Raw genomic sequence first — 619 nt, forward strand, 5'->3', positions numbered from 1 at the left:
CAGTGCCACAGTGGATTCCGCGCGTACTCCTGCAGCGATCAGCTGCCGCGCCAGCAGGTTGGTACGCGTGTCGAACTCGCGATAGGTCAGCGCGATACCCTCGGCCTGGACGGCGACGGCATCCGGGTTCGCGGCGACCTGCGCCTCGAACAACGACACCAACGTCGCCGACGCATCCACCTCGTGCGCAGTGTCGTTGAACGACTCCAGGATCCGCGACCGCTCCCCCGCACCGAGGATCTCCAGATCCCCGACCGGACGCGACGGATCCGCCACGATCTCCTCGAGCACCCGCACGAACCGCCCGACGAACGACACGACCGTCGACTCGTCGAACAACGCCGTCGCATAGGTCACGAAACCGCCGATCCCCGTGGGAGCCCCGGCCTCGTCGTAGGTGTCCTGCACGATCCAGTGCAGATCGAACTGCGAGGTCCGGTGCTCGAGGTCGAGCGGGGCAATGGCGAGGTCGTCGAGTTCCAGGCTGGCCTCGTTCAGGTTCTGGAACGAGAAGCCGACCTGGAACAGCGGATGCCGCGCCGTCGACCGCGCCGGATTGAGCACCTCCACCAACCGCTCGAACGGCACATCCGCATGCGCGAACGCCTGCAGATCCGAT

At 66.4% G+C, this 619-nt stretch carries 1 protein-coding gene; it reads right to left on the reverse strand.

Going from position 1 to position 619, the window contains the following annotated elements; genetic code table 11:
• A partial coding sequence (locus tag ACN675_RS29205; RefSeq protein ID WP_420754123.1) for a condensation domain-containing protein occupies window positions 1-619 on the reverse strand: 619 nt, incomplete at both ends.

It is taken from the genome of Rhodococcus sp. O3 (assembly GCF_048897285.1).
In the GTDB taxonomy this organism is placed as follows: Bacteria; Actinomycetota; Actinomycetes; order Mycobacteriales; family Mycobacteriaceae; genus Rhodococcus.